General features: G+C 70.8%; 21 protein-coding genes. 4 read left to right on the top strand and 17 right to left on the bottom strand.

Features of this window, described 5'->3' with window-relative positions:
* Positions 1 to 15: 15 nt before the first annotated feature.
* The 5 genes from SLNSH_RS14170 to SLNSH_RS14145 form a co-directional block, all read right to left on the bottom strand.
* On the bottom strand, positions 16 to 618 hold the full coding sequence (locus SLNSH_RS14170; protein ID WP_245422353.1) for an exopolysaccharide biosynthesis protein: 603 nt from the start codon (positions 616 to 618) through the stop codon (positions 16 to 18).
* 306 nt (positions 619 to 924) lie between these two features.
* Positions 925 to 1,683, bottom strand: coding sequence for an ABC transporter ATP-binding protein (locus SLNSH_RS14165; RefSeq protein ID WP_106337665.1), 759 nt, complete (start codon positions 1,681 to 1,683; stop codon positions 925 to 927).
* Positions 1,671 to 2,423, bottom strand: a complete 753-nt coding sequence (locus SLNSH_RS14160; protein ID WP_106337664.1) for an ABC transporter permease — start codon at positions 2,421 to 2,423, stop codon at positions 1,671 to 1,673. Before SLNSH_RS14160 ends, SLNSH_RS14165 begins: the two co-directional genes overlap by 13 nt.
* A 33-nt stretch (positions 2,424 to 2,456) precedes the next feature.
* Positions 2,457 to 3,488 carry an ABC transporter substrate-binding protein gene (locus tag SLNSH_RS14155; RefSeq protein ID WP_106337663.1) on the bottom strand — a complete coding sequence of 344 codons (1,032 nt, stop codon included), beginning with the start codon at positions 3,486 to 3,488 and terminating at the stop codon, positions 2,457 to 2,459.
* A gap of 1,021 nt (positions 3,489 to 4,509) precedes the next feature.
* A complete protein-coding gene (locus SLNSH_RS14145; protein ID WP_106337661.1) occupies positions 4,510 to 4,797 on the bottom strand; it encodes an usg protein in 288 nt (95 codons plus the stop codon).
* A gap of 274 nt (positions 4,798 to 5,071) precedes the next feature.
* Between SLNSH_RS14145 and SLNSH_RS14140 the strand changes: the two genes are divergently transcribed.
* Positions 5,072 to 5,221, top strand: coding sequence for a DUF2256 domain-containing protein (locus tag SLNSH_RS14140; protein WP_106337660.1), 150 nt, complete (start codon positions 5,072 to 5,074; stop codon positions 5,219 to 5,221).
* Between the two features lie 234 nt (positions 5,222 to 5,455).
* On the opposite strand, the gene SLNSH_RS25385 is transcribed toward SLNSH_RS14140, so the two are convergent.
* From SLNSH_RS25385 to SLNSH_RS14095, 10 genes are all read right to left on the bottom strand, one after another.
* Complete coding sequence (locus tag SLNSH_RS25385; protein WP_245422349.1) at positions 5,456 to 6,058, bottom strand: nucleotidyltransferase family protein; 603 nt, start codon at positions 6,056 to 6,058, stop codon at positions 5,456 to 5,458.
* Entirely contained in the window at positions 6,055 to 7,074 is a 1,020-nt protein-coding gene (locus SLNSH_RS25380; RefSeq protein WP_245422347.1) for a molybdopterin-binding protein, read from the bottom strand. The genes SLNSH_RS25385 and SLNSH_RS25380 overlap by 4 nt, the downstream gene beginning before the upstream one ends.
* 8 nt (positions 7,075 to 7,082) lie before the next feature.
* Positions 7,083 to 7,787 (bottom strand): XdhC family protein, encoded by a 705-nt coding sequence (locus SLNSH_RS14130; protein WP_106337659.1) that lies wholly within the window; start codon positions 7,785 to 7,787, stop codon positions 7,083 to 7,085.
* Between the two features lies 1 nt (position 7,788).
* Complete coding sequence (locus SLNSH_RS14125) at positions 7,789 to 8,112, bottom strand: XdhC family protein (RefSeq protein ID WP_106337658.1); 324 nt, start codon at positions 8,110 to 8,112, stop codon at positions 7,789 to 7,791.
* Positions 8,113 to 8,123: 11 nt separating this feature from the next.
* A complete protein-coding gene (locus tag SLNSH_RS14120) occupies positions 8,124 to 9,356 on the bottom strand; it encodes a vWA domain-containing protein (protein ID WP_106337657.1) in 1,233 nt (410 codons plus the stop codon).
* Between the two features lie 62 nt (positions 9,357 to 9,418).
* Positions 9,419 to 10,333, bottom strand: a complete 915-nt coding sequence (locus SLNSH_RS14115) for an AAA family ATPase (protein WP_106337656.1) — start codon at positions 10,331 to 10,333, stop codon at positions 9,419 to 9,421.
* Positions 10,334 to 10,954: 621 nt separating this feature from the next.
* Positions 10,955 to 11,758 (bottom strand): FAD binding domain-containing protein, encoded by an 804-nt coding sequence (locus tag SLNSH_RS14110; RefSeq protein ID WP_106337655.1) that lies wholly within the window; start codon positions 11,756 to 11,758, stop codon positions 10,955 to 10,957.
* 184 nt (positions 11,759 to 11,942) lie between these two features.
* Positions 11,943 to 14,306, bottom strand: a complete 2,364-nt coding sequence (locus SLNSH_RS14105) for a xanthine dehydrogenase family protein molybdopterin-binding subunit (protein ID WP_106337654.1) — start codon at positions 14,304 to 14,306, stop codon at positions 11,943 to 11,945.
* A gap of 242 nt (positions 14,307 to 14,548) precedes the next feature.
* Entirely contained in the window at positions 14,549 to 15,043 is a 495-nt protein-coding gene (locus tag SLNSH_RS14100; RefSeq protein ID WP_106337653.1) for a (2Fe-2S)-binding protein, read from the bottom strand.
* Between the two features lie 522 nt (positions 15,044 to 15,565).
* A complete protein-coding gene (locus SLNSH_RS14095) occupies positions 15,566 to 16,021 on the bottom strand; it encodes an SRPBCC family protein (protein ID WP_106337652.1) in 456 nt (151 codons plus the stop codon).
* A gap of 145 nt (positions 16,022 to 16,166) precedes the next feature.
* Between SLNSH_RS14095 and SLNSH_RS14090 the strand changes: the two genes are divergently transcribed.
* The 3 genes from SLNSH_RS14090 to SLNSH_RS14080 are packed head-to-tail and all read left to right on the top strand — an operon-like array spanning position 16,167 to position 18,144.
* Positions 16,167 to 17,429, top strand: coding sequence for an aconitase X (locus SLNSH_RS14090; protein WP_106337651.1), 1,263 nt, complete (start codon positions 16,167 to 16,169; stop codon positions 17,427 to 17,429).
* Positions 17,420 to 17,851 (top strand): aconitase X swivel domain-containing protein, encoded by a 432-nt coding sequence (locus SLNSH_RS14085; protein ID WP_106337650.1) that lies wholly within the window; start codon positions 17,420 to 17,422, stop codon positions 17,849 to 17,851. Before SLNSH_RS14090 ends, SLNSH_RS14085 begins: the two co-directional genes overlap by 10 nt.
* Positions 17,848 to 18,144 (top strand): hypothetical protein, encoded by a 297-nt coding sequence (locus SLNSH_RS14080; protein ID WP_106337649.1) that lies wholly within the window; start codon positions 17,848 to 17,850, stop codon positions 18,142 to 18,144. The genes SLNSH_RS14085 and SLNSH_RS14080 overlap by 4 nt, the downstream gene beginning before the upstream one ends.
* On the opposite strand, the gene SLNSH_RS14075 is transcribed toward SLNSH_RS14080, so the two are convergent.
* Together SLNSH_RS14075 and SLNSH_RS14070 are read right to left on the bottom strand one after the other, a co-directional pair.
* Entirely contained in the window at positions 18,132 to 18,698 is a 567-nt protein-coding gene (locus SLNSH_RS14075; RefSeq protein ID WP_106337648.1) for a flavin reductase, read from the bottom strand. The two genes, SLNSH_RS14080 and SLNSH_RS14075, sit on opposite strands and share 13 nt — an antisense overlap.
* A 125-nt stretch (positions 18,699 to 18,823) precedes the next feature.
* On the bottom strand, positions 18,824 to 19,501 hold the full coding sequence (locus SLNSH_RS14070; protein ID WP_106337647.1) for a GntR family transcriptional regulator: 678 nt from the start codon (positions 19,499 to 19,501) through the stop codon (positions 18,824 to 18,826).
* Between the last annotated feature and the right edge of the window lie 311 nt (positions 19,502 to 19,812).

Genomic DNA, 19,812 nt, shown 5'->3' with positions numbered 1-19,812 from the left:
GCCCGCGTTGCGGAATCAGAAGATCGCCGCCGCGCTGGCGATGATGGCGAACAGGAAGCCGAGGCTGAGCACGGTGCCGACCGCTCCGAAGCACAGGCCCGCGATCACCACGATCCCGTCCCGCTCGACCAGGCCGAGGCCGACCAGCACCACAGCCACGCCGAGTGGGATCTGCCCGATGATGGGCGCGGCGAAGACCAGCGCCAGGGAGAAGATCAGCAGCGCCGCGCCGACGCCCCGGAACGCGAGCGCCTGCTCGAAGATCGAGAGCCGCGGGCGCGCCACGCGCTCCAGGCGCCGCAGCCAGGGAACGGCGCGGTCCACCGCCTTGCGCAAATCCTCCAGCGCGATGGTGCGCGCCAGCAGCCGCTTCGGCAGCCAGGGCGACGGCAGACCGACGATGATCTGCCCGGCGACAAACAGCAGCAGCAGGCCGCACAGCAGCGGGATCGGCGGCGGCATCGGCAGGCAGTTCGGCAGCCCGAGCACCACGACGAGCAGCGCGTAGGCGCGCTCGCCGAGCACGTCCACGATGGCGCGCACGGGGACGCGGTCCGTCGTCGCGTCTTCGACGAGACGCACGAGAATGTCCGATGTCCGGGTGGTGCCTTGCCGCATGGCGCCGTCGAGGGAGGATGGGCCAGGGTCAGGCCGGGCGTCTCCATAGCGCAGCCCCGACGCCGGGCCAAGCGCCCGACGATGGCGCATGACGCGCTCCCGGAAATCGACGCGGCGCACGATCCGGCGCGCGCGATCGGCCCAAGTACTCATAAGACCTCGCTCACGGGGCCTTGCTCCGGATCCGGCTGGACGAACGCGACTCACGGATACGCACGGCTCCAGCTTCTCCCGGGGCCAGGCCCCCTCGCCGCTTCACAACGCCTGAAATGCGGCGAGAGCAAGGGTCGCGGCCGCCGCGCTCTCTTACAGCGCGGCGGAGGCCGTGGCGAGATCCTGTCTCACGCTGTGCGCAGCATCGCGCAGCGCCGGATCGTCACGCCGCCTCGGCCAAGCGGCGCCGATGTCCTGGGACACCCGCACCGTGCCGGGAGATCCCCCGAGCGCGACGACGCGGTCGGCGAGGTACACCGCCTCGTCGATGTCATGGGTCACGAACAGCACCGTCTTGCCCGTCCTGTCCCGCACCCTCAGCAGTTCGTCCTGCAGGTTTTCGCGCGTCATCGCGTCGAGCGCGCTGAACGGCTCGTCCATCAGCAGCACCTCGGGATCCACGGCCAGCGCCCGCGCCAGCGACACGCGCTGGCGCTGCCCGCCTGAAAGCTCGTGCGGGAACCGGTCGGCGTAGTTCGCGAGCCCCACAAGCGCCAGCGCGTCCCGCGCCCGCTGCAGCCGCTCCGCCCGCGGCAGGCGCGAGCGCTCCAGCCCGAAGGCCACGTTGGCCAGCACCCGCCGCCACGGCAGGAGCCTGCCGTCCTGGAACATCAGCGCGACCGGCAGGACCGCGCCCGGCGCGGCCGGGGCGACCCGCACGGTCCCCGAGCTCGGCTTGGCGAGACCCGCGATCACACGCAACAGGGTCGACTTGCCCACGCCGGACGGACCCACGATGGCCAGGAATTCCCCGTTCCGCACGCTGAGATCGAGCCCGCGCAGCACCTCGGTGCGCTGCCCGTTCCGCTCGAAGGTGAGCCCGATTCCGGAGAGCTCGATCACGCTTTCCATGCGAGCACCCGGCCTTGCACGAGGACGAACACGGTGTCGATCAGGCCGTAAAGCGCCGCCATCGTGATCATGTAGACGACCACGATGTCGGTCGCGAGCAGGCTGGAGGCCTGCATCATGCGCTGCCCCAGGCCGGTGACGCCGAACAGCTCGGCCGCCACCACCGCCATCCAGGCCTGCCCCAGCGCGGTGCGCAACCCCGCCAGGATGCCCGGCGCCGCCGCCGGCAGCACGATCTTGACCAGCTTCGCCGGCGCGGACCGGTAGCCGTACGCGTCGGCCAGCTCCATGAGGTCGCGATCCACGGCCCTCACCGCCGCGAGCGTCGCGAAATAGCAGATCCAGAACACGCCCACGCCGACGATGAACACGGCCCCGGCCGTGGACACCCCGAACCACAGGATCGCGAACGGCACCCAGGCGAGGCCCGGGATCGGCCGCAGCAGCCGCACGATCCAGCCGACCAGCGCTTCCGCCGTCCGGCTCAGTCCCGTGACCACCCCGAAGCCGACGCCGAGCGCCGCGCCCAGCACGAGGCCGAGCAGGTAATGCCCCAGGCTCGACTGCACCGACGCGAGCCAGAACCCGGACCGCACCTCGCGCAGGAAGGCCTCGGGCAGCTGGCTGGGGGCCGGCAGCAGCGTCGGCGGCAGCGCGCCGGAGCGCACTAGCGCTTCCCAGACCAGCAGAAAGGCCCCGAGGCCGATCGCCCCGAGGCCGGCTGAAGTGCGGGTCTTCATGAGTCCCGTCCGGTTATGGGCCGAGCCGCTTCGTCAGCCCTGGATCGCCTTCGCGTAGAAGCTGCGGTCAAACAGCCCCTCGAGCGGATATTCCTTGTCGAGGGAGCCGAGCTTCACCTGGTAGGCCTGCATCTGCCGCGTGGCGTCCACGATCGTCTCGGGATCGGCGACGAACTTGGAGGCCGGCGACATCAGGGCGGCCTTGATGGTCGCGGTGTCCACGATGCCCTTGCCCAGCATGGCCTCGATGTGCGGGGCGGCCTTGTCCGGGTTGGTCTTGATGAGGTCGACCGCCTTCACCACCCCATTGACGATGGTCTGAGCCGCCCCGGCGTCGCGCGCGAGGAAGTTGCCCGAGAAGGCCACCACCGTGCCGGGCTGGTTCGGGAACATCACCCCGCCCAGCGCCACGATCTTGTTGCGTGGGTCGCGCTTGGTCACGATGGTCACGGCCGGCTCGCGGATGGTGGCGCCCTCGACCGCGCCCGTCAGCAGCGCCTGCTGGGTGGCGTCGATGCCCATGGGGACGATCTCGGCGTCGCTCTTCTCGGCCTTGGCGACCTCCCACAGCCAGTGCTGCAGGGTTGTGTTCGGCACCGAGCCGGCCGGCTGCGTGGCGAGCCGCGCGGGCTTGCCGTTGGCCTTGCGATAGTTGGCGAGCGCCTGGGCCGCCGACACTCCATCCTTGAACTCAGCGGCGAGCTTGGGCCCCGCCACCATGCACATCTCCTCGATGGCGGTCGCGGTCGCGACCTTCACGTCCACGCCCTTGGCGCGGGCTACCGCGAGGGGCGCGACGCCGGCGACGTAGACGTCCAGCGTGCCGGAGGCGAGCGCCTGGATCATGTTGGGGCCGGACTCGAAGGTGACGAAGCTGAGCTCCAAGCCCGCCTTTTTCCCCCAGCCCTCGCCGTTCATCACGATGGCGGGCGCGGCTCCCAGGATCGGGATGATGCCGACCCGGATCGGCGCGGCGGCCAGGGCCCGGCCCGTTCCGAAACGAGCGATCGCCGGCATGGCCAGCACGGCGCCGGCGGTGGTCACGAACGTGCGGCGGCTGATCATGGAAGCTCCTCGGCGTTGCGCATGGGCGATCGCCGGCTGATGTAACGCCCCCGCTCCAGCAAAACAAGCGAATGAACGTGAATTAATTTATTTCACAAATTTAGACGTAAATTAGAGCGCGCGGCCGGCGGCTGGTTCCCAATGCCAGCGGCGCAAGCCAGGTTCCCGGCCAACACGCCGCGCCTCGCGATGACGGATCGCAGCTCTCCCCGTCATTGCGAGCCGAAGGCGAAGCAATCCAGCCCCGGCGCGCCCTGGATCGCCACGTCGCTCCGCTCCTCGCGATGACGGATCGCGGCTCTCCCCGTCATCGCGAGCCGAAGGCGAAGCAATCCAGCCCCGGCGCCTCCATGGATCGCCGCGTCGCTCCGCTCCTCGCGATGACGGATCGCGGCCCTTCCCGTCATTGCGAGTGAAGCGAAGCAGTCCAGCCCCGGCGCGCCCTGGATCGCCACGTCGCTCCGCTCCTCGCGATGACGGATCGCGGTTCTCCCCGTCATTGCGAGCCGAAGGCGAAGCAATCCAGCCCCGGCGCCTCCATGGATCGCCGCGTCGCTCCGCTCCTCGCGATGACGGATCGCGGCCCTTCCCGTCATTGCGAGTGAAGCGAAGCAGTCCAGCCCCGGCGCGCCCTGGATCGCCACGTCGCTCCGCTCCTCGCGATGACGGATCGGCTCTCTCCCAGTCCTTGCGAGCAAAGCGAAGCAATCCAGCCCCGGCGCCTCCCTGGATCGCCGCGTCGCTCCGCTCCTCGCGATGACGGATCGCGGTTCTCCCAGTCCTTGCGAGCGAAGCGAAGCAGTCCAGCCCCGGCGCGCCCTGGATCGCCACGTCGCTCCGCTCCTCGCGATGACGGATCGACTCTCTCCCCGTCATTGCGAGCGAAGCGAAGCAATCCAGCCCCAACGCGCCCCTGGATCGCCGCGTCGCTCCGCTCCTCGCGATGACGGATCGGCTCTCTCCCAGTCCTTGCGAGCGAAGCGAAGCAATCCAGCCCCGGCGCGCCCTGGACCGGCCCGCCTCAGTGCAGCAGGAATTCCCCGCGCGCCAGGCGCAGCTCCGCGGGCTTGATCAGCTTGGCATGGGCCACCCGGACGGAATGGAGCGGACCTTCGAGCTGCGTGCGCCAGAAGGTCAGGAACTTGTTCAGCACCGGGAACTTCGGCGCCACATCGTAGTCCTGCCAGATGTAGCTTTGCAGCAGGGAGGGATGGTCCGGCATGGCGTAGAGGATATGGGCCGTCGTCAGCCCATAGCCCTGCAGCTGCTTGAGGAAGTCCGCATCAGACTGTCGCGACGTGGATCCCATGGCGCCTCCTTCTCTCCAGAAGCGGGCCGGGGACCATTCCCCGGGCCAATCGGAGAACAAACGGACAAGCCGATGGTTCAAGATTCGCGCCAGTTCGTAAATTGTTTGTGCAAGAACAAAAGCTTAGCAGCAAACACGAAAGAGTGCTGACAGGAAATCCGCGCGGCGCCGTCGGGCGTATGCGAGGTGGATCCTGCGCGCCCTTTCCCGCCTGCCGGATAGCGGCAGGGGTAAGCGCGCGTCCGCTGCAGGTCTAATGCCGAGACACCGATCCATGCCGCGAATGCGCAAGAAAGCCGATCTGCCGACCAAGCTGTGCCCGGCCTGCCGCCGGCCCTTCGCCTGGCGCAAGAAGTGGCAGCGCGACTGGGACCAGGTGAAATTCTGCTCGCACCGCTGCCGCACATCGCAGCGCCAGTCGTAGATCTCCCCGTCATCCCCGGCAGGAGCCGCGCAGCGGCGGGGGGAAGGGGATCCAGGAGACTGGGTGCAACGGATTGGAGCGCCGCAAACCGAGGCCGACGCGTGCCGCCCCTGGATCCCCTTCCCGCGCCTTCGGCGCGCCGGCGATGACAGCCCAGGCTCGATCGCGAGGACCGCCGAAGCCGTGCACGGCCGGGACAAGCCCAGCCATGACGGAGGGGGCGTCTACCCTCCCCTATTCTCCAAGCCGGGCAAGCGCCTCCGGCGTGTCCACGTCCAGCGCCACGGCGTCGTCGGACACCGGCACTTCAATCACCTGGTCCCGATGCTTCTCCAAAAGCTTTTTGGCGCCCGCGTCGCCGGTCAGGTCCTCGATGGCGGGGAACAGCGCCCGCGCGATCACGACCGGGTTGTGCCACTCGCCCTCGTGCAACGGCACGGCGGCCAGGCAGCCCGGCGCGGCGTCGAACGCCGCGGCCATGCGGCGGATGAGCCGATAATCGACGAGCGGCATGTCGCCCAGGGCCACCACCACCCCGTCGGCGCTGTCCGGCAATGCTGTCACGCCCGCCTTCAGGGACGTGGAAAGCCCTTGGGCGAAATTGGGATTGCGCACGACCTGGACATCCAGCCCGGCCAGCGCCGCCTCGACCATGTCCGCCTGATGGCCTGTCACGACCACGACCGGGGACGCGCCAGACTGGCAGGCCGCCTCGGCCGCGTGCCGGACAAGCGCCTTGCCCTGGTGCTCAAGCAGCAGCTTGTTAGGCCCGCCCATGCGGGTGGAGCTTCCGGCGGCCAGCACGATGGCGGCGATGTGGTCCAGCGTCGGGGTCATCCGTTCTCCTCCGGCCCGGCGGCCCGGGGCTGGCCGCGCTGCACGATCTCCATGAGGAGGCCGCCGACCCCGAGCGACGTGACCTCCTTGCGTCCCACCGGGAGCCCGGCCAGCAGCCGCTGCAGCATCCAGTCGAACCCGTTCTCGGCCGGGCTGCGGGCGCAGCCAGGAGCCCCGACCACCGGCTTGCCGGAAAGGCTTCCGACAAGGAGGAGGTTCCCGGGATCGACCGGCATGCCGAAATGCTCGACTCGCCCTCCCGCCGCCTCGATGGCGGCCGGGATGACGTCGCGCCTGTCCGTGATGGCGGAGGCGCCGAACACGATCAGCAGGTCCGCATTCCCGGCCGCCAACGTGGCCAGTTTGTCGGCGAGGGCCGCCGTCTCATGCGGCGTCTCCAGGTCGGCCGCCACGGTCGCGCCCGCGGGCGCCAGGCGCGTCTCCAGCGCCTTCAGGGTCTTGCGGACGGTGCTGGCCTTCAAGGTGGGCAGCAGCGTCGAGACCACGCCGACCTTGAGGGGCCTGAAGGGAGCGACGCGCAGGAGCGGCGTGGAGCCGATCTCGGCGAGCGCGGCCGAAAGGGCGCCCTCCGGGACGGCGAAGGGGATGATCTTCACGGTGCCGATCATCTCGCCCTGCTCCACTGGCTTGTAGGCCGGGAGGGTGGCGAAGGTGATCGCCTCGTCGACGCCGTTCAGCCGGTCGACGGCTGGCGCGTCGATCACCAGCACGCCCGCGGATTCCGAAAAGAGGTTGGAGCGGCCTGTGAAAGGCTTCTCGACCCGAACGCCCTCCCCGGCCACCGCGTCCGCGAGCCGGCGCGCGGCTTCGTCCTCGCCGACGTCGCCGGGCTCGAGCCGCGCCACCACGACCCGCTCCACCCCCGCGGCGCGCATCTGCGCGACCTGGGCTTGCTCGATGAGCGCGCCCTTCTTGATCACGCCCTCCGGCGTCCGCACGGCGTGGACGCAGACCGCGCCAGGCGCCTCCTCGATCGGGACGGAGCCGAACAGCATGGCGCGCCTCAGGCCGCCGCCTGGGCGGCCGAGGCGGGCTTCAGCCGCAGCGCGGCCGTGATCTCGCCCATGATGGAGAGGGCGATCTCGGCCGGGCTGATCGCCCCGATGGGCAGCCCGATCGGCGCGTGGATGCGCGCGATGTCCTTGTCCGTGAATCCCGCCGCCGTGAGCCGCTCCACCCGCTTCGCATGCGTCTTCCGGGACCCGAGCGCCCCGATGTAGAAGCAGCGCGACCTGAGGGCGTGGATGAGGCCCGGGTCGTCGATCTTGGGGTCGTGTGTCAGCGCCACGAAGGCGGTGTAGCGGTCGACCCCGAGCTTGGGCAGCACGTCGTCCGGCCACTCGGCGTGGACCGGCGCGTCCGGGAAGCGCTCCGGCGTCGCGAAGGCTGTGCGGGGGTCCACGATGGTGAGGTCGTGGCCCAGCAGCCTGGCCATGGGCGCCAGCGCCTGGCTGATGTGCACCGCGCCCGTCACCACGATGCGCACGGGCGGGGCCTGGACCGTCAGGAACACGTCGCCGGCCGGCGTCTCCGCCATGCCGCTCTTGCCCATGCGCAGGCGCTCGGCCAGCGTCTCCGCCAGCGGGTCCGACGCCAGGTCCGCCTCCCGCACCAGCCGCTGCTTGCCCGTCGCGATCTCGGTGACCAGCACCGCGGCGCGCCGCGCCTCGCGCTCGGCGTTCAGGGCCGCGAGAATCTCCAGCTTCATCTCAGTCGACCCTTTCCACGTAGACCCGGATGCGCCCGCCGCAGGAGAGGCCGACCTTCCAGGCGGTCTCGTCGGCTACGCCGAACTCCAGCATCTTCGGCGCCCCGGACGTGATCACGTCGACCGCCTCCGTCACCACCGCCCCCTCGACGCAGCCGCCGGAGACCGAGCCCAGGAAGTTGCCGTCGTCGTCGATCACGAGGTGGCTGCCCACGGGCCGGGGCGCCGAGCCCCAGGTCTCCACCACCGTGGCGATGGCGACGCCCTTGCCTTCGCGCCGCCAGGCCTCGGCCCTGTTCATGATGTCGTTGTCGGTCGCCAGCATGTCCCGTCTCCTCAAGCCACGCGCCGCAGCCAGCGCCGCGGGTCGGCCTCCACGCTGCCCTCGGCGGCGAGCGCCTTCACCAGCGTCTCCATGGACTGGAGATTATGGATCGGCCGGAACTCGTCCACGTGCGGCAGCATGGCGCGGATGCCCTGCGCCTTCGCCTCGAACCCATCGTAGCGCAACAGCGGGTTGAGCCACACCAGCCGCCGGCAGGACCGGTGCAGCCGGTCCATCTCGACGGCGAGGTCCGCGGCCCCGTCACGCTCCAGCCCATCCGTGAACAGCAGCACCACCGCGCCCTGCCCCAGCACCCGCCGCGACCACTCGCGGTTGAACTCGTGCAGGCATGTGGCGATCCGCGTGCCGCCAGACCAGTCCTGCACCTGCGCCGAGCACAGCGCCAGCGCCTCGTCCGGGTCGCGACTCTTCAGCGCCCGGGTCACGTTGGTGAGCCGCGTCCCGAACAGGAACGTGTGCACCCGCCGCCGCGCGTCGGTCAGCGTATGGAGGAAATGGAGGAACAGCCGCGTGTACTCGGCCATGGAGCCCGAGATGTCGCACAGCGCCACCACCGGCGGCCGCCGCGTCGCCCGCTCCATGCGGGCGAGCTCGATCACCGCCCCGCCCGCCCGCAGCGACTTGCGCAGCGAGCGCCGCAGGTCGATCCGCAGCCCCTGCACGGAGGGCGTCATGCGCCGCGTCAGCACCCGGTCGTCCGGCAGCGTGAGCGCCGCGATGGCGCGCTGCGCCCGGGCGATCTCCTCCGCGGTCATCTGGGCGAAGTCCTTGCCCTGCAGGATCTCGCGCTCCGACACGGTCAGCCGCGCCGAGAACTCCTCCTTCTGCTCCTCCTGCGGCTCCGGCGGCTTGTCCTGCTTCAGAAGCGCCTGCGCGGCCCGCAGCGAGCCCGCGTCGGGCTTGCGCTCCTTCTCGTTCCGGGAGGGCGGCGTCGCCGGCGACATGGTGGAGATGATCTTCTCGATCAGCGCCTTGCGCCGCCAGAAGATGCGGAACGCCTGGGCGAACACGTCCGAGTGCTCGTGCTTCTTCACGAACACGGCGTGCAGCGTCCAGTAGAAGTCCTCGCGCGTGCCGACCCTCGCGGCCTCCACCGCCGCCAGGGCGTCGAGCACCGAGCCCGGCCCCACCGGCAGCCCCGCCTCGCGCAGCGCCCGGGCGAAATAGGCGATGTTCTCGGCGAGCTTGCCGCCGTCGTTCGCCGTCGGAGATGGTGCGTCCATCGTCACTCCTGGCGCCATAAAGACGCGCAACTGCCCCCCGCTGCGCGGGACGGGTTCCCGCCTCACGCCTTGGCGGTCGCCCCGGCCTTCACCTCGTCCAGGATGGCCTTCACCCGCGAGCCCTGCATGCGCTGGATGTCGTCCTGGTACTTCAGCAGCACGCCCAGCGTGTCGGACACGATGGCCGGGTCGAGCGCCACCGCGTCGAGCTCGACGAGGGCGGAGGCCCAGTCCAGCGTCTCGGCCACGCCCGGCGCCTTGAACAGGTCCTGGGAGCGGATCGCCTGCACGAAGCCGACGATCTCGCGCGACAGCCGCGCCGGCGCCCTGGGGGCCTTGGCCTTCAGGATCTGCAGCTCGCGCTCGGCGTTCGGGTAGCCCACCCAGTGGTAGAGGCAGCGCCGCTTCAGCGCGTCGTGGATCTCGCGCGTGCGGTTGGAGGTCACGATCACGATGGGCGGATGCTCCGCCTTGATCACGCCGAGTTCCGGGATCGTCACCTGAAAGTCGCTCAGCACCTCCAGCAGGAAGGCCTCGAACGCCTCGTCCGTCCGGTCGAGCTCGTCAATCAGCAGCACCGGCGGGCCGGCCACGTCCGGCGCCAGCGCCTGCAGCAACGGCCGCTTCACGAGGTAATGCTCGGAGAACACGTCGTCCTCCAGCCGCGCCCGGTCCACCGCGCCCTCGGCCTCCGCGAGGCGGATCGCCATCATCTGGCCGGCGTAGTTCCACTCGTAGACGGCCGAGGAGACGTCCAGCCCCTCGTAGCACTGCAGGCGGATCAGCGTGCGGCCAAGCACCTTGGAAAGAACCTTGGCGATCTCCGTCTTGCCGACGCCCGCCTCGCCCTCCAGCAGGATGGGCCGTCCCATCCGCAGGGCCAGAAACACCACTGTCGCAAGCGACCGGTCGGCCACATAGGAGCCGGCCGAAAGCAGCTTGAGGGTGTCGTCGATGGATGTGGGCAGTGGGGCCATGCGGGTCCTGATCTCCGGCGCGCATCGGGGCGCCCCCGAAAGGTAGCGCGCCTCGCGCGAAGCGCCACTGTCGCAAAGAGGGAAGCCGCTTGCCCGGAGCGCATGGCGGAAGCGGAGCAGGCCCCTCCACCGTCATTGCGAGCGAAGCGAAGCAATCCAGGCCTCTGGCGGCGCACGCCACGACCAATATGTCCGTCATCCCCGGGCTAGTCCCGGGGATCCACGCGGCTGGACCCCGCGGATGGCCGGGACGAGCCCGGCGGCGCCGGAGCAGGCCCCTCCACCGTCATTGCGAGCGCAGCGAAGCAATCCAGCGCCAACGCGCCCCTGGATCGCCGCGTCGCTCCGCTCCTCGCGATGACAGATCGCGGTTCTCCCCGTCATTGCGAGCGAAGCGAAGCAATCCAGGCCTTTGGCGGCATACGCCACGGCTACCCTTTCCGTCATCCCCGGGCTAGTCCCGGGGATCCACGCGGCTGGCCCCCGTGGATGGCCGGGACAAGCCCGGCCATGACGTCGCTGGAGTCTGCGCCGTCGTCCTGGATTGCTTCGTCGCTGCGCTCCTCGCCAGGACGGCGACGACGCGACCGGCTACCTCATCCCCTTGCCAGGGAGAACGGGTCACTTCCCGATGGCCGCCGTCACCGCGCGCTTGGCCATGACGCCGATCAGGTGGGCGCGGTATTCCGGCGAGGCGTGGATGTCGCCGTTGAGGCCGTCCGCCGAGACGGAGACGCCCTCGAGCGACTTCGGCGAGAAGCGCTTCTTCAAGGCCTCTTCCAGCGCCGTGGCGCGGAACACGCCGTTGGAGCCGGCGCCCGTCACGGCCACGCGGATGTCCGAGCCGCGCTTGGCCACGAACACGCCCACCATGGCGTAGCGCGAGGCCGGGTTGCGGAACTTGGCGTAGGCCGCCTTCGAGACGATCGGGAATGAGATCTTCACGATCACCTCGCCGGGCTCCAGCGCCGTCTCGAACAGGCCGGTGAAGAACTGCTCGGCCGGGATCTTGCGCGTGTTGGTGATGATGGTCGCGCCCAACGCCAGGCAGGCGGCCGGGTAGTCCGCCGCGGGGTCGTTGTTGGCCACGGAGCCCCCGATGGTGCCGCGGTTGCGCACCGCCGGGTCGCCGATCATGCCCGCCATCTCGGCGAGGCCCGGGATGGCCTGCTTCACGATCTCGGAGGTCGCCACCTGCACGTGCTTGGTGGTCGCGCCAATCACGAGCGAGCGGCCCTTGAGCTCGATGCCGGACAGGCCCTCGACCTTGCCGAGGTCGATGAGCGCCGGCGGCGCCGCGAGGCGCTGCTTCATCGTCGGCAGAAGGGTCTGGCCGCCGGCCAGGATCTTCCCGTCCTCGTTCTTGGCGAGAAGCGAGGCGGCCTGCCGGACCGTCTTGGGCTGGTGATACGAGAAGGCGTACATGCGTTGGGTCTCCCCTGGATGGCTGGCCCGGCAGACCGGGCCCGATGTCTCGTCGTGTCATCCCCGGCGGCGCGAAGCGCCGGAAAGAGGATCCTGGGGCGACCTGGCGCCCAACCGGTGGATCCCCTTCCCGCGTCTTCGGCGGGCCGGGAATGACGGCGGCGGAAAACCGCCGCCGTGGAATTCACTCCGCCGCGATCGCCGGCAGGCGCCGCTGCACGGCCTGCCACACGGCCTGGGGCGTCGCCGGCATGGCGATATCCTCGTGGCCGAGCGCGTCCGTGATGGCGTTGATCACCGCCGGCGGCGCCGCGATGGCGCCGGCCTCGCCGCAGCCCTTGATGCCGAGCGGGTTGGACGGGCACGGCGTCACCGTGGTGCCGACCTGGAAGCTCGGCAGGTCCTTCGCACGCGGCATGCAGTAGTCCATGTAGGAGGCGGTCACGAGCTGCCCGGAGGCGTCGTAGCGGACGCCCTCGAGCAGCGCCTGCCCGACGCCCTGGGCGATGCCGCCATGCACCTGGCCTTCCACGATCATCGGGTTGATCACGTGGCCGAAGTCGTCCACCGCCGTCCACTTCTCGATGGTGGTGACGCCCGTGTCGGGGTCGATCTCCACCTCGCAAATGTGCACGCCCGACGGGAACGTGAAGTTGGTGGGATCGTAGAACGCCCCCTCCTTCAGCCCCGGCTCCAGCTCCTGCCCGGAGAACTTGTGGGCGATATAGGCCTGCAGCGCCACCTCGCCGAAGCCCAGCGACTTGTCCGTGCCGGACACGCCGAACCGGCCGTCCTTGAACTCGATGTCGCCCTCCGAGGCCTCCATCGCGTAGGCGGCGACCTTCTTGCCTTTGGCGATCACCTTGTCGAGCGCCTTGGAGATGGCGGACATGCCCACCGCGCCCGAGCGCGAGCCGTAGGTGCCCATGCCGAACTGCACCTTGTCGGTGTCGCCGTGCACGATCGCGACCTGGTCGATCGGGATGCCCAGCCGGTCGGACACGAGCTGCGCGAAGGTGGTTTCGTGGCCCTGGCCATGGGAGTGCGAGCCGGTCAGCACCTCGACGGTGCCCACCGGGTTCACCCGCACCTCGGCCGACTCCCAAAGGCCCACGCCGGCGCCCAGAGAGCCCACCGCCTGGGACGGGGCGATGCCGCAGGCCTCGATATAGGCCGAGTAGCCAAGCCCGCGCAGCTTGCCGTTGCGGGCGCTCTCGCGACGACGCTTGGCGAAGCCCTTCACGTCGGCCATCTCGAGAGCCTTCTCGAGGGAGGCCGTGTAGTCGCCCGTGTCATAGGCCATGATCACCGGCGTCTGGTGCGGGAACTTGCGGATGAAGTTCTTCTTCCGGAAGGCCGCCGGGTCCTGGCCCAGCTCGCGCGCCGCCACTTCGACGAGGCGCTCGACCACGAAGGTCGCCTCCGGCCGTCCCGCCCCGCGATAGGCGTCCACCGGGGCCGTCGTGGTGTAGACGCCCTCCACCTCGCAGTAGATCGCCGGGATGTCGTACTGGCCCGACAGCAGGGGGGCGTAGAGGTAGGTCGGCACCGACGACGAGAAGGTCGACAGATAGGCGCCGAGATTCGCCTTGGTGTGCACCCGCAGGCCCAGGATCTTGCCGCGCTCGTCGAGCGCCAGCTCGGCGTGCGTGAGGTGGTCGCGCCCATGCGCGTCGGCCAGGAAGGCCTCCGTGCGGTCCGACGTCCACTTCACCGGCCGGCCAACCCGCTTGGCCGCCCACACGCAGACCGTCTCCTCGGCGTAGATGAAGATCTTGGAGCCGAAGCCGCCGCCCACGTCCGGCGCGATCACGCGCAGCTTGTGCTCCGGCGCGATGCCGATGAAGGCCGAGAGCACGAGGCGCGCCACGTGCGGGTTCTGGCTCGTCGTGTAGAGCGTGAAGGCGTCATTGCCGGCGTCGTAGTCCCCAATGGCCGCGCGCGGCTCCATGGGGTTGGGCGCCAGGCGGTTGTTGACGAGGTCGAGCCGGGTGACGTGCTTCGCCTTGGCGAAGGCGGCGTCCGTGGCGGCCTTGTCGCCCAGGTGCCAGTCGTAGACCCGGTTGTCCGGCGCCACGTCGTGGATCACGGTCTTGCCCGTGAGAGCCTCGTTCATGTCGACCACGGCGGGAAGCGGCTCGTAGTCCACCGCCACCTTCTCGGCGGCGTCGCGCGCCTGCGCCTGCGTCTCGGCGATCACCACCGCCACGTGGTCGCCCACGTAGCGCACCTTGCCCACCGCGAGCGCCGGATGGGCGCCGGCCTTCATGGGCGAGCCGTCCTTGTTGTGGATCATCCAGCCGCAGATCAGCCCGCCGATCTTGTCGGCCTCCAGGTCCGCGCCGGTCAGGACGGCGAGCACGCCGGGCGAGGCCAGCGCCTCGGATGCGTCGATCCGCTTGATGGCCGCGTGCGCGTGCGGCGAGCGCACGAAGGCCGCGTAGGTCTGTCCGGGGCGGTTGATGTCGTCCGTGTACTGGCCCTTGCCGGTGATGAACCGGAAGTCTTCCTTGCGGCGCACGGGCGCGCCGATGCCGGTGGATGCCATGGTGTTCCTCCTCGGGACGCGCCGGCCGTTTTGTTGCTTGGATCGGGTCCGGTCGGCTTCGGCGCGAAGAAATGGGTTGGTGTCGAAGGTGATGGGTGGTCGGCTTGAGGTCGCGGCCCGGCTGCCGGGAGGCGGCTCGGGCGCCTCCCCTCCCCGTTATCCCCGGCGGCGCGAAGCGCCGAGAAGGGGATCCAGGAGACTTGGCGCCATGCCCAGCCGCCGCTCAGATCCGGCCGCCGCCGTCACTCCGCCGCGACGCGCTGCCCTGTCGCGCCCATGGCCTGGGCGCCGGCCTCCACCGCCTTGACGATGTTGTGATAGCCCGTGCAACGGCAGATGTTGCCCTCGAGCTCCTCGCGGATGGTCTTCTCGTCGAGGTCCGGGCCGAGCCGGTTCACCATGTCCACCGCGCTCATGATCATGCCCGGCGTGCAGAATCCGCACTGAAGGCCGTGGTGCTCGCGGAAGGCGGCCTGCATGGGATGCAGCTCGGCGCCGTTCGCCAGGCCCTCGATGGTGGTGACGTTCGAGCCGTCGCAGCTCACGGCCAGCATGGTGCAGCTCTTCACGGCCGCGCCGTCGACATGCACCACGCAGGCGCCGCACTGGCTGGTGTCGCACCCGACATGCGTCCCGGTGAGCCGCAGGTTCTCGCGCAGGAACTGCACGAGGAGCGTGCGCGGCTCCACGTTCCCGGTCACGGCCTTGCCGTTCACCGTCATCGAAATGGTGGTCATACCTTCCTCCACTGGTGCGCCGCCGAGCGCCCGGCTGCCCGGGGCAGGCGACTCGATTCTTGGCCGCTGGCGCGGCGAACTCGCTTGAGGCCCGCGAACGCGAAAACTGACTGCTCGTCGGACAATGGGAGCCCGGGCTGGCCAGCCCGGGCGGCCTGTCATCCAACTTGGAAGAATTCGAGTTTGGTACGGGCTGAAAACGCGGTCAAGCGGATTGACGAATGAGAAAGAGGCCCGATTTGGCCGCTTTTGAAGCAAATTCGCCGACGCGAGCGGGCGCCGCTCTGCAATAACGAGGGCGCCGCGCCGCAGCGTGAGCTTGGCCGTGGGGCGTGGGCCCGCAGAGCGACGACCCCGACGTGAGTGCGCCATCATCCCCGGCGCGCCGCAGGCGCGGGAAGGGGATCCAAGGGCGAACGGGCGATAGACAGAGGCCCCCGCCCTGGGCCGCTGCTTGGCGCCGGCGACACGTCGCGGCCCGGACCTGCCCTGTTCGGCGGATCGACTCCCCCGGAACGCCCCTCAGGCCGCCTGCGGCTCCACGGCCTTCGCGAAGTTGGCGAAGAACTCGTCGGCCATCTTCTTGGCGACGCCGTTGATCAGCCGCCCGCCGAGTTGGGCGAGCTTGCCGCCGATCTGAGCCTCGACATCGTAGGTGAGCTTCGTGCCCCCCTCCGCGTCCTCGAGCTTCACGGCGGCGCCGCCCTTGGCGAAGCCGGCCACGCCGCCCTCGCCCTCGCCCGTGATGCGGTAGCCGTTCGGCGGGTCGATGTCCGACAGGGTGACCTTGCCCTTGAAGGTGGCGCTCACCGGCCCGACCTTCACCTTGGCCACGGCCGCGAAGCCGTTGTCGCCGGTCCGCTCCAGGCTCTGGCAGCCCGGGATGCAGGCGCGCAGCACGTCGGGGTCGTTCAGCTTGGCCCAGACGGTCGCCTTGTCGGCGGGAAGCGTGAATTCGCCCGACATCGTCATGGCCATGGGTCGTTCCTCCAAAGGTGTATGCGCGGGCCGCTCGGCCGGGGCTTGCGCCCCGCTCGGCCCGTCCTGCTAAAGTCGGCCGGATCAGACCATGTCGCGCGCGGCTCCGCAACGCGTCAGGCTGGGCGGAAAACGAAGGTCTACCATGCTCGCGCTTACGCAGGAGGAACGCGCGCTCGCCGCCGGCGAGCAGGGGCGCGGAGCCGCGGTCGCCATGCGCGTGGTCGCGGAGGCCGCGCGCCTGATGGGCGCGCCGCGCCTGCTGCCGATCGCGTCCGCGCACATCGACGGCGCGCTCTACCACGGGGACTCGGGCACGCTGTTCGCGGAGGCGCTCGTGGACGGCGGCGCGCGCGTGAGCGTGCCCGCCACGCTCAACGTGGGCGCGCTCGACCTGGTCGGGTGCTCGCGCGTGCGCCTGGGCGCGCGCGCGCGCGAGATGGCGCGCCGCATGATGCGCGCCTACGAGCGCATGGGCTGCGCGCCCACCTGGACCTGCGCGCCCTACCAGGCGGGCCACCGTCCGCCCGCGGGCGCCGACGTCGCCTGGGGCGAATCCAACGCGGTCGCGTTCTGCAACTCCGTGCTGGGCGCGCGCACGAACCGCTACGGCGACTTCCTGGACATCGCCTGCGCGATCGCCGGGCGCGCGCCCGACTACGGCCTCCACCGGCCCGAGAACCGCCGCGCGACCGTGGTGGTGGACGCGTCCGGCCTCTCGCCAGGGCTGCGCGGCTCGGAGGCGTTCTGGCCCGTCTTCGGAACCTGGTACGGCCTGGCCCTGGGATCCGCCATCGGCGTCGTGGCGGGCCTCCAGGGCTTCGCCACGGAGGACCGCCTCAAGGCGCTCGGCGCAGCCGCGGCCTCGTCCGGCGGCGTCGGCCTGTTCCACGTCGCGGGCGTCACGCCCGAGGCGCCCGACCTCGCGACGGCCTGCGGCGGCCCGGACGGCCTCGCGGCGGCCCACGTCATCCACGTAGACGGCCCCGCCCTGCGCGCAGCCGCGGCGCGGCTCTCCACCGCCGAAGGGGACGCCGTGGACGCCGTCGCCATCGGCAGCCCGCATCTGTCGCTGGACGAGGTCGTCGAGCTCGACCGCCTGCTGGCCGGCCGCACCGCGCGGATTCCGTTCTACGCCTGCACCGGCCGCCACGTCATCAGCGCCCTCGACGCCGACGGCCGCCGGGCCCGGCTCGAAGCGCAGGGAATCACCTTCGTGGCCGACACCTGCGTGGTGGTGACCCCGATCCTGGAGCGCACCGACGGCGTCCTGATGACTAATTCCGGCAAGTTCGCCCACTACGCGCCCGGCAACACCGGGCTGGCCGTGCAATACGGCGCCCTCGCCGACTGCGTCGAAAGCGCCGTGGCCGGCCGTCTCGTCCGGGAGGACCGCCTGTGGAGCTGACCGCCGAGATCCTGATTCCATCCGAAGACCCCGCTGAAGGCGAGGTGCTGGCGCTCTCGGCGCCTATCAGCTTCTGGGGCGGGGTCGACCCGAAGACCGGGATCATCATCGACGCCCGTCACCCGGAGCGCGGCGAGTGCGTCGCGGGGCGGGTCCTGGCCCTGCCGGGCACGATCGGCTCGTCCTCCGCCTCCGCGGTGCTGCTGGAGTTGATCCACGCCGGCAAGGCGCCGGCGGCCATCCTCATGGCCGAGCCGGACGCCATCCTGCTGCTCGGCGTCGTGGTGGCGCGCGAGATGGGCTGGGCGACGCCGCCCGCTCTTCGGCTGGCCGCGGCCGACCAGGCGCCCCTGGCGGGCCGCCGCGTCGCCCTGGAGGGCGACCGGATCTTCGTGCTGGGCGAGGCCGGAGCGCGACCGTGAGCGGCGATCCCAACCTGGACATGCTCGCCCCGGTGCTCATGGTCGTCTTCATGACCCCGGTCGGCTGGGCCTACCTGCTGCTGTGCTTCGCGCTGGGCCTGGCCCGCACGCGCTGGTTCCTGATGGCGCCCGTGGCGCTGCTCGGGCCGGCGCTGTTCCTGCTGTTTTCAGATGGCTTCACCGGCGCGCTGGCGGGGATCCTGGCGGGAGCCTTGGCCGCGGCGCTCGCGCCCTACGCGCTCGGGCGCAGCCTGCGCGCCCTGTTGCGGCTCACGCGCGCTCACACGGCGTGATAGCGCCGGTGCACGTAGACGAGGCTGGGTTTTTCGCCCCCCAGCCGGACCGCGACCACCTCCCCCACCAGCACGTGGTGGGTGGCGACGTCCTTCACCTCCATGAGCCGGCAATCGAAGGAGGTCAGGGAGTCTTCGAGCACGGGCGCGCCCGTCTCCAGGGCGCCCCAGGCGCCGCGCGCGAAGCGGGCCTCGCCATGCAGGCCCGTGCGGCCGGCGAAGTCATCCGCGAGCGCCCTGTGCTCGGCCGCGAGCGTGTTGACGCAGAACACGCCGTTGGCGATCAGCCGCGCCGCGGAGCCGCTGGTCCGGTTGAGGCACACGAGCAGGGAGGGCGGCCGGTCCGAGATGGACGCCACGGCCGTCGCCGTGAACCCGGCGAGGCCCGCGGGGCCGTCCGTGGTCACGATGTTCACCGCCGCCGCGAGCCGGCTCATGCCCTCGCGATAGATCAGCGATTGCTCGTCGCAGCCCGGGGGAGCCGCGCCCAGGCTGGCGTCGATCCCGGTCGAGACCGGGCCGCCAGCGGGATTGACGCGCAGGGGAAGGGTCATGAACTCGGCGCTCCGCAAGGACCCAAGATAGGGCCCCGGTCCTTAACAGGCAATGCGAGGGCCAGCGGGCCGCCCGCGCAGGGCCTCCCCGGGGCGCCAGTTTGGGTCACTCGCCCTGACAAGCGTCAAAGTTCGGCCAGTCCCTGCTTCAGGCCGTCCCGAACATGGGCGATCAGCGCGTCCGAGGCCTCGCCGGCCCGAGCTTGGTCTCCGGCCGCGATCGCCTGGGCCACTGCGACATGCAGCCGCGACGACGACGCCAGGTCCTGCTCGCGCCGGAAGTAGTACCAGGCCCGCCGCGCCATGGACTGCAGCGGCGCGAGCGCGCGCGCCGCGAAGGGGTTGCCCGAGGCCTCCCCCAGCAGGTGGTCGAACCGCTGGTCGGCCTGCATGTAGCCGGCCGGGTCGCCGCGCTCGGCCGCCGCCAGCATGTCGTCCGCAAGGCGCGTCAGCTCGGACCTTTGCGCCGCGGACGCCCGCCGGGCGGCCGCTGTCGCCGCGACCCGCTCCAGCGCGGCGCGAACGTCGAGCGCCAGCAGCACGTCCATGGGGTTGATGGCGGGCACCGCCATGCCCTTGCGCGGGAACACCACGAGCAGCCCGTCGGCCACGAGTCGCTGCACCGCTTCCCGCACCGGCGTGCGGCCCAGGCCCGTGCGGGCGGCGAGTTCCTGCTCGGTCAGCCGCATCCCCGGCGCAAGCGCCAGCCGCACGATGGCGTCCTCGATCAGCCGATAGGCCGCATCGGCCAGGGTCTCGCCGATCGCCGGCGCGCTTGGCGTCTCAACCTCAACCGCGTCCATGTCCGCTCCGCGTCCTTCGTTTCACCCGGCCCGCGCTCCGCCGTCACCCCCGGCGACCGCCCCCGTCTGTCGTCCCACGGCCGTCATCCCCGGCGGCGCGCAGCGCCGGGAAGGGGATCCAGGACGGCGCGCGCCGATCTCACCGGCCCGCTCTGGGAGCGGCGCAGGTCGCCCCTGGATCCCCTTCCCCTCCGCCGCTGCGCGGCTCCGGCCGGGGATGACGGCGGAGCGACGCCAGTAATGTCTGCGCCCTCCCTCTCGTCATGGCCGGGCTCGTCCCGGCCATCCACGCCTCCGCCGCCCGCGTGGAT

Source organism: Alsobacter soli, assembly GCF_003004785.1.
GTDB classification, from domain to species: domain Bacteria; phylum Pseudomonadota; class Alphaproteobacteria; order Rhizobiales; family Beijerinckiaceae; genus Alsobacter; species Alsobacter soli.
This window is presented reverse-complemented; position numbering and strand designations above follow the sequence as displayed.

What these genes read in the sequence shown, in the direction of transcription:
- SLNSH_RS25380 (WP_245422347.1), bottom strand. Translation starts at nt 7,074, where the DNA reads ATGCTGTTCGGCTCCGTCCCGATCGAGGAGGCGCCTGGCGCGGTCTGC.
- SLNSH_RS14090 (WP_106337651.1), top strand. Translation starts at nt 16,167, where the DNA reads ATGCTCGCGCTTACGCAGGAGGAACGCGCGCTCGCCGCCGGCGAGCAG.
- SLNSH_RS14115 (WP_106337656.1), bottom strand. Translation starts at nt 10,333, where the DNA reads ATGGCCCCACTGCCCACATCCATCGACGACACCCTCAAGCTGCTTTCG.
- SLNSH_RS14120 (WP_106337657.1), bottom strand. Translation starts at nt 9,356, where the DNA reads ATGGACGCACCATCTCCGACGGCGAACGACGGCGGCAAGCTCGCCGAG.
- SLNSH_RS14140 (WP_106337660.1), top strand. Translation starts at nt 5,072, where the DNA reads ATGCCGCGAATGCGCAAGAAAGCCGATCTGCCGACCAAGCTGTGCCCG.
- SLNSH_RS14145 (WP_106337661.1), bottom strand. Translation starts at nt 4,797, where the DNA reads ATGGGATCCACGTCGCGACAGTCTGATGCGGACTTCCTCAAGCAGCTG.
- SLNSH_RS14105 (WP_106337654.1), bottom strand. Translation starts at nt 14,306, where the DNA reads ATGGCATCCACCGGCATCGGCGCGCCCGTGCGCCGCAAGGAAGACTTC.
- SLNSH_RS14070 (WP_106337647.1), bottom strand. Translation starts at nt 19,501, where the DNA reads ATGGACGCGGTTGAGGTTGAGACGCCAAGCGCGCCGGCGATCGGCGAG.
- SLNSH_RS14100 (WP_106337653.1), bottom strand. Translation starts at nt 15,043, where the DNA reads ATGACCACCATTTCGATGACGGTGAACGGCAAGGCCGTGACCGGGAAC.
- SLNSH_RS14095 (WP_106337652.1), bottom strand. Translation starts at nt 16,021, where the DNA reads ATGGCCATGACGATGTCGGGCGAATTCACGCTTCCCGCCGACAAGGCG.
- SLNSH_RS14170 (WP_245422353.1), bottom strand. Translation starts at nt 618, where the DNA reads ATGCGGCAAGGCACCACCCGGACATCGGACATTCTCGTGCGTCTCGTC.
- SLNSH_RS14125 (WP_106337658.1), bottom strand. Translation starts at nt 8,112, where the DNA reads ATGCTGGCGACCGACAACGACATCATGAACAGGGCCGAGGCCTGGCGG.
- SLNSH_RS14155 (WP_106337663.1), bottom strand. Translation starts at nt 3,488, where the DNA reads ATGATCAGCCGCCGCACGTTCGTGACCACCGCCGGCGCCGTGCTGGCC.
- SLNSH_RS14165 (WP_106337665.1), bottom strand. Translation starts at nt 1,683, where the DNA reads ATGGAAAGCGTGATCGAGCTCTCCGGAATCGGGCTCACCTTCGAGCGG.
- SLNSH_RS14110 (WP_106337655.1), bottom strand. Translation starts at nt 11,758, where the DNA reads ATGTACGCCTTCTCGTATCACCAGCCCAAGACGGTCCGGCAGGCCGCC.
- SLNSH_RS14160 (WP_106337664.1), bottom strand. Translation starts at nt 2,423, where the DNA reads ATGAAGACCCGCACTTCAGCCGGCCTCGGGGCGATCGGCCTCGGGGCC.
- SLNSH_RS25385 (WP_245422349.1), bottom strand. Translation starts at nt 6,058, where the DNA reads ATGACCCCGACGCTGGACCACATCGCCGCCATCGTGCTGGCCGCCGGA.
- SLNSH_RS14075 (WP_106337648.1), bottom strand. Translation starts at nt 18,698, where the DNA reads ATGACCCTTCCCCTGCGCGTCAATCCCGCTGGCGGCCCGGTCTCGACC.
- SLNSH_RS14130 (WP_106337659.1), bottom strand. Translation starts at nt 7,787, where the DNA reads ATGAAGCTGGAGATTCTCGCGGCCCTGAACGCCGAGCGCGAGGCGCGG.